This window comes from Streptomyces aureus, assembly GCF_001418135.1.
Lineage (GTDB): Bacteria > Actinomycetota > Actinomycetes > Streptomycetales > Streptomycetaceae > Streptomyces > Streptomyces aureus_A.
This window is the reverse complement of the sequence record NZ_LIPQ01000367.1, coordinates 1-6,594: the sequence shown is the minus strand read 5'-3', so window position 1 is coordinate 6,594 and position 6,594 is coordinate 1. Positions and strand designations below refer to the sequence as shown.

Genomic DNA, 6,594 nt, shown 5'->3' with positions numbered 1-6,594 from the left:
CCGGACCTCCAGATGCCCCCGGTCGTCGGAGGTACGGACCGGGAAGGCCGGCGGGACGACGGACGAGCGGATGTCGAGCACCTCGCGGACCCGGACGGCGCCCGCCTCGGCCCGGGGCATGTGCATGAGGAGGAAGAGGACCATCATCACGGACATCGAGATCTGGAGCAGATAACCGAGGAAGGCCACGAGCCCGCCGGGCTGGAGGGCGCCGGAGTCGATGCGGTGGGCGCCGACGTACACGAGGGCGACGGTCGTCAGTTCCCAGACCACGAGTACCGTCGGGAACATCAGGGCCTGGAGCCGGCCGGCCCGGAGGCCGACGGAGCGGAGTTCGTCGTTGGCGGCGGCGAACCGTTCCCGCTCGTGCCGGTCACGGACGAAGGCGCGGACCACCCGGACGCCGGTGATCTGCTCGCGCAGCACCCGTCCGGCGCGGTCGACGCGCTCCTGCATGCCCTTGAAGAGCGGCCGCATCCGCAGGACGACGGCGCCGACGGCCCCGGTCATCACCGGCACGAAGAGCAGCAGCACCAGGGCGAGCGGCACGTCCTGGCGCAGGGCCATGACGATGCCGCCGAAGCAGAGGAGCGGCGCGGCGACCAGCATGGTCAGGACGAGGACGGTGAACGTCTGGATCTGCTGGACGTCGTTGGTCGTACGGGTGATCAGCGAGGCGGCGCCGAAGCGGCCCCGCTCCCGCGCGGAGAACTCCTGGACGCGGCGGAAGACTTCGGAGCGCAGGTCGCGGGCGACGCCCATGGCCACCCGGGCGCCGGTGTAGGTGGCGGCGGCCGCGGCCACCGCCTGGAGGAGGGTGACGGCGACCATCGCGGCGCCGCCGCCGAGGACACGGTCGGTGTCACCGCGCAGGACGCCCTGGTCGATGACGCCGGCGTTGAGGGCGGGCAGGGCGAGGGAGGCGAGGGACTGGACGAGCTGGAGGGCGACGAGGAGGGCGAGGAGGGTCCGGTACGGCCTGAGGCGGGGCGCGAGGAGCCGCAGCAGCATGATGACGACCCCTCACGCGCCGTACGGGCGGACGGACTTGGCGTCCTTGAGGGCGCGTCCCCACCAGCCGAGCTGGTCGAGGAGCGCCTTGGCGGCGCCCTCCGCGCCGGCGGGGTCCTTGTGCCGTCCGTTCTCGTCGAACAGCCCGTGGGCGTTGTGGAAGGAGACGGTGTCGCGGACGGTGACCGCGTGCATCTCGGCGTACACCTGCCGGAGCTGCTCGACGGCCCGCAGGCCGCCGGAGATCCCGCCGTAGGAGACGAAGCCGACGGGCTTGGCCTGCCATTCGGTGTAGTGCCGGTCGATCAGGTTCTTGAGGGCGGCGGGGAAGGAGTGGTTGTACTCCGGGGTGACGACGACGTACGCGTCGGCGGCCTCCAGCACCGGGGTGACCTTGGCGAGTTCCGCGCGGACGGCCGGGGAAGGGTCGTACGAGAGGGAGGTGGGGAGGTCTATCTCGGCGAGGTCGACGACGGTGACGGTGAAGTCGTCGCGCTCGGCGAGGCGGGAGCGGAACCAGTCGGTGACGACGGGGGCGAAGCGGCCTTCACGGTCGCTGGCGACCACGAGGGCGAGGGTGAGGGGGGCCGGGGCGGAGGCGCCGTCCGCGGCAGCGGGAGTCGCGGAGGAGACGGGGGAGACGGGGGAGACGGTGGCCGTGGAGGCGTTCGTGTTGTCCATGCCGATGATCGTGGTACCTCAAGTTTGGTTGAGGTCAAGCGGCGATCCGGAGCTCTTCCCCAAGACCGTTTCCCCGGACGTACGGTGAGCGCATGACGACTCCGACCCCGCACATCGAGATCGACGGCACCCCCGCGACCGACCCCGGGCTGCTCGCCGCCCTCATGACCGGCTTCGGACACTTCACGGCGATGCAGGTACGGGACGGGCGCGTGAAGGGTCTCGACCTGCACCTCGACCGCCTCGACCGCGCGACCCGCGAGCTCTTCGGCCGGGAACTGGACGGCACGCGCGTCCGCGCCCTGATCGCCGGCGCCCTCGCGACCTCCGGGCAGCGGAACGCCTCCGTGCGCGTGTACGTGTACCCGGACGTCCGTATCGCGGTGACCGTCGCCGCCCCCGCCCCGAACGGCCTCGGCGCCCCGCAGCGCCTGACGGCCGTCGAGTACTGGCGGCCCGCGCCGCACATCAAGCACCTGGGCGGCTTCGGCCAGAGCTACCACCGCGAGGCGGCGCGGCGAGCCGGCTTCGACGAGGCCGTGCTGACCTCCCCGTACGGTGAGATCGCCGAGGGCGCGATCACCAACATCGCCTTCTGGGACGGCACTTCGGTGGTCTGGCCGTCGGCACCCTGTCTCCGGGGGATCGCCATGACCCTCCTGGAGCCGCGCCTGGAGTCGGTCCGGCGCCCGGTCACGCTGGCCTATCTGGCGGGCTACCGGGCCGCGTTCGTCACCAACTCCCGTTCCCTGGCGGCCGTGACGGCGATCGACGAGGTGACGTTCGAGGTGGACGAGGAGCTCATGGGACGGGTGCACTCGGCGTACGACTCGGTGGAGTGGGACGAACTGTAGAGCGGCACGCCGGGCGCTCACCACGCTCCGGGGCGCGCTCGCCCGGCCACCGGCATCACGGCCGGCGCGACGGTGGGCGCGCGGGAGTGGGCGCCGGCGGCGATCACCGGCCCGACAGGGGTCTGAGGGAGTCCGAGGAGGTCCGAGGGGGGCCGTCGGGGGCCCGAGGAGGGGCCGTGGAAGCCTGAGGGCGCTTGAGGAGCCCGTGGGACAAAGCGGCCGCATGACGGGCGGCACCTGATCACCCGTTCGGCACGCGGCGTCAGCCGACACCGCACAACCCGCTCTGACCTGCATGAACACAGAAAATCCAGGCGACACACCGTATCGGACGGCCCAATCCTGATGCCTCATCAGGAGGCGCGGCGGGCGCGGCGGCTTTTATCTCGGTCACAGAAGGCCGTTCCGGGAAGTCCCTCCCGGGAGGACCGCCCCGCTCGACCGCTCGCGCGCCCCGGAGGCCCCCATGCGCACCACTGTCCGCCTGTTCACCGGTACCGCGCTGACGGTCGCCGCGATCGGAGCCCTCGCCGTCCCCTCGGCGTTCGCCGGCAACTCCGAGTGGCTCGAAATCTTCCCCTCCGACGCCGAACCCGGCACCACCGTCACCGTGAACACGCTCGCCTGCGGCAAGCACGGCCGTGGCGTGGGGGACGCCAACTCGCTCGGCGCGGGCGAGTTCCAGCTGAGCCCGAGCACGCACAAGGAGGTCGTGGTCGGCCAGTTCCACGTACCGGAGCACGCCAAGGCCGGCACGTACGGCATCAGCGTGGCCTGCGACAACGGCAAGACGGCCCGGGGCGACCTGACCGTCAAGCACCGCCGTCCCAGCGGTCACGTCCAGACCGGTGTCGGGGGCAGCGTCGGCCCCGACACCGCCCAGGTCACGGCAGGCGCGGCGGTGCTGGCCGCAGCTGCCGTGGGCGGGGTCTGGCTCCTGCGTCGCCGGGCGAGCGGCGCGCAGGGCCACTGAGACCATCCGCCTGTCCTGCCCCCGCCGGAGCGCCCGATCACGGCCCGGCGGGGGCAGGGCCACACCCCAGGGAGCCCAGGTGGGCAACAGGAGCAAGGGCTGGGGCATAGCCGTGGCCGCCTGCGCCGGGATCTGGCTCGTCCAGAACGGCTCTCAGCAGGTCACCCCGCCCGTACCCTCGGCGGCCCAGGCCTTCGCCGCGGGGCCGAGCGTGCACACCGACGCCGCCGCCGACCCGCTGCCGCCCTCGGCGCCGGTCCGGCTGCGCATCCCCGAGACCGATGTGGACACCCCGATGATGCGGCTCGGCCTGGCGCCGGACGGTTCGCTCGGCGTACCGCCGGCCGGGAACCGGAACCTGGCCGGCTGGTACGAGGACGGCACCGCGCCCGGCGCCAAGGGCACGGCGATCGTCGCGGGCCATGTCGACAACGCCGAAGGACCCGCCGTCTTCTACACGCTGGGAGCCCTGAAGAAGGGCCACCGGATCGAGGTGGACCGGCAGGACGGGCGGACCGCGGTGTTCACGGTCGACGCGGTCGAGGTCTACGAGAACAAGGACTTCCCGGACCGGAAGGTGTACGACGAGGCGAACCGCGCGGAGATCCGCGTGATCACCTGCGGCGGCGGCTTCTCGAAGAAGAACGGCTACCAGGGGAACGTGGTCGCCTTCGGCCACCTCATCGGGGTGCGGTAGCAGGGGCGAGTGACCGGTCGGGCCCGGGGACGTCCGGTGAAGGTCAGGCCCACTGGTCGAAGGCGAGCTTCGCGACCAGCGAGAGCACCACCACCAGCAGCACCCCGCGCACGAACTCGGCGCCCTTGCTGAGCGCCATCCGCGCCCCGACCGTCCCGCCGATCAGGTTGAAGACCGCCATGACGGCGGCGAGCTGCCAGTACACGCTCCCCTGGTACGCGAACATCGCGAGCGCGCCCGCGTTGGTGCAGACGTTGACGATCTTCGCGGTCGCCGAGGCGGTCACCAGGTCGAGGTGGAGGACGGCGGTGAGCGCGAGGACCAGGAAGGTGCCGGTGCCGGGACCGAACAGGCCGTCGTAGAAGCCGATCCCGCCGCCGACCACGACGATCGCGGTGACGATCCGGGCCCGGGTCAGCGGCGCCCGCTCCGCCCCCTCGGCCTTCGCGCCGAACGACGGCCGCAGCATCACGAAGGCCGCCACCGCGAGCAGGACGACCATGATCACCGGACGCAGGACGTCGCTGCTGATGCCCGCCGCGAAGAAGGCACCGGCCATGGAGCCCGCGAGGGCGGCGAGCCCGATGCGTACCGCCGTCCAGACCCGCACGGGCGCCTTGCGGACGTAGGTGATCGCGGCCCCGGTGGTGCCGACGATCGCGACGGCCTTGTTGGTGCCGAGGATGTGCGCGGCCTGGACGTTCGGCAGACCGAGCAGCAGGGCGGGCAGCAGGAGCAGCCCGCCGCCGCCGACCACCGCGTCGATCCAGCCCGCCACGAGCGCGGCGAGGCACAGCAGGACGAGGGTGGTCAGTGAGATCTCGGGCATGCCCGTGAGCCTAGGGAGGCGTTCGTTGCCCCGTCCATCAATCTCTGGAGAGTTGAGCTACGTCTGAGCTTGCGGCGCCCGGGCCGCGGTCGGGGGCCGGCGGCGCGGCCGGGGAGACGGAGGCCGTGAGGAGGGTCGCGGCGAGCGCGCCGGCACCGAGGAGGGCGGCGGCGAGCCGGCGCCGGGCCTGCTCGACGGAGTGGCCGCGCGAGACGCGGGCGACGCGAGGGCGCCGGTGAACGCGGGAAACGCGGGGAGCACCGTGTCTAGGCATGGTCGAAGTCCTCGCTGTGGATACGGGAGGCCGGCACTCCGGCCCGGATCAGATGGGCGGTGGCGGCGCGGGCCATGGCGGGCGGCCCGCAGAGGTAGACGTCATGGGCGGCGAGGTCCGGCACCAGATGGCGCAGGGCGCGCGGCGCGAGGGGGTCGAAGGAGTCGTCGGAGCGGCCGAGGAGGAAGTGGAGGGCGGCCTGCCGTTCGCGGGCGATGGCCTCCAGCTCCTCGCGCAGGACGAGCCCGGCGGCGTCCGAGGCCCGGTAGAGGAGGGTCACGTCGCCGGGCCCGCCGGGCAGCGTCTCGAACAGGACGCGCAGCGGGGTGATGCCGACGCCTCCGGCGAGCAGCAGCACCTTGCGGCGGGTACGGCGGTGGGCGGTGAGCGCGCCGAAGGGGCCGGAGGCGAGGACCCGGACGCCGGGGCGGAGCCGGCGGATGCGGCGGGTGTGGTCGCCGAGCGCCTTGACCGTGATCCGCAGGGTGTCGTCCCGGACGGGCGCGGAGAGGGAGAAGGGCAGGGCGGTCGCCCAGAGCCCGCGCCGCAGGAAGCGCCAGCGGAAGAACTGACCGGGTTCGGCGCACAGTCGGGCCACTCCCCTGCCCCGGACGAGCACCGAGACGACGCCCGGACCCTCGTCGCGGACCTCGACGACCCGCAGCTCGTGGCGGAAGGCGGCGCGGACGGGGACGACGAGCCGGTACCAGAGGAGGAGGACGGCGACGGTGCCGTGGGCCATCGACCAGAGCCAGCGGACGAGGAGGCTGTCGGCGATGTCGGGTCCGGCGAGCTGGTGGACGAAGCCGAGGGCGGCGGCGAGCAGCCCGCCGAGGTGGACGGCCCGCCAGATCTCGTGCCGGACCCGGCGCCGTACGGCCCGGGCGGAGGTGACACCGACGGCGACGAAGAGGGCGGTGCCGGCGGTGGCGGCGGCGATCGCCCCGTACGCCAGGAGGCCTCCGGTGGCGGTGACGAGGTCGGTACGGGTGTGCACGGCGTAACCGCAGAGGGCGAGGAGCGCGTGCGCGCCGATCAGGCCGAGGACGTACCGGCCGCCGAGGGCGTGCCAGCGGGCGAGCCGGTCGGCGCCCACGCCGTGCTCGACGGCCGGGACGCGGGCCATGAGCAGCAGCAGGACGAGGACGCCGTACCCGGCGAGGAGACCGGTGAGGTGCGCGCCGGACGCGAAGAAGGCGTCGAGGCGGGCGGAGGGCCGGGCCTGGACACCCCAGAGCAGGGCGACGGCCCCGGCGCCCTGCTCTGGGGTGTCCA

At 73.2% G+C, this 6,594-nt stretch carries 7 protein-coding genes; 3 read left to right on the top strand and 4 right to left on the bottom strand.

The genetic code is table 11. The annotated features are described in order from the left end of the window. Both AOK00_RS27540 and AOK00_RS27535 read right to left on the bottom strand, forming a co-directional pair. Positions 1-1,011: ABC transporter permease (locus AOK00_RS27540; RefSeq protein WP_173861644.1), on the bottom strand; the 1,011-nt coding region annotated here is incomplete at its 3' end. Between the two features lie 12 nt (positions 1,012-1,023). Then, positions 1,024-1,692 carry an NADPH-dependent FMN reductase gene (locus AOK00_RS27535; RefSeq protein ID WP_055602960.1) on the bottom strand — a complete coding sequence of 223 codons (669 nt, stop codon included), beginning with the start codon at positions 1,690-1,692 and terminating at the stop codon, positions 1,024-1,026. A 92-nt stretch (positions 1,693-1,784) separates the two neighbouring features. On the opposite strand from AOK00_RS27535, the gene AOK00_RS27530 reads away from it, so the two are divergent. From AOK00_RS27530 to AOK00_RS27520, 3 genes are all read left to right on the top strand, one after another. Then, positions 1,785-2,546, top strand: coding sequence for an aminotransferase class IV (locus tag AOK00_RS27530; protein WP_055602959.1), 762 nt, complete (start codon positions 1,785-1,787; stop codon positions 2,544-2,546). Positions 2,547-3,012: 466 nt separating this feature from the next. Next, a complete protein-coding gene (locus AOK00_RS27525) occupies positions 3,013-3,519 on the top strand; it encodes a hypothetical protein (RefSeq protein WP_055602958.1) in 507 nt (168 codons plus the stop codon). A 79-nt stretch (positions 3,520-3,598) separates the two neighbouring features. Continuing rightward, complete coding sequence (locus AOK00_RS27520; protein ID WP_055602957.1) at positions 3,599-4,216, top strand: class F sortase; 618 nt, start codon at positions 3,599-3,601, stop codon at positions 4,214-4,216. 43 nt (positions 4,217-4,259) lie between these two features. Here AOK00_RS27520 and AOK00_RS27515 read toward each other — a convergent pair whose 3' ends face one another. Further along, positions 4,260-5,045 carry a sulfite exporter TauE/SafE family protein gene (locus tag AOK00_RS27515; protein WP_055602956.1) on the bottom strand — a complete coding sequence of 262 codons (786 nt, stop codon included), beginning with the start codon at positions 5,043-5,045 and terminating at the stop codon, positions 4,260-4,262. Positions 5,046-5,311: 266 nt separating this feature from the next. After that, positions 5,312-6,594 (bottom strand): ferredoxin reductase family protein (locus AOK00_RS27510; protein ID WP_055602955.1); only part of this gene is annotated, 1,283 nt, incomplete at its 5' end.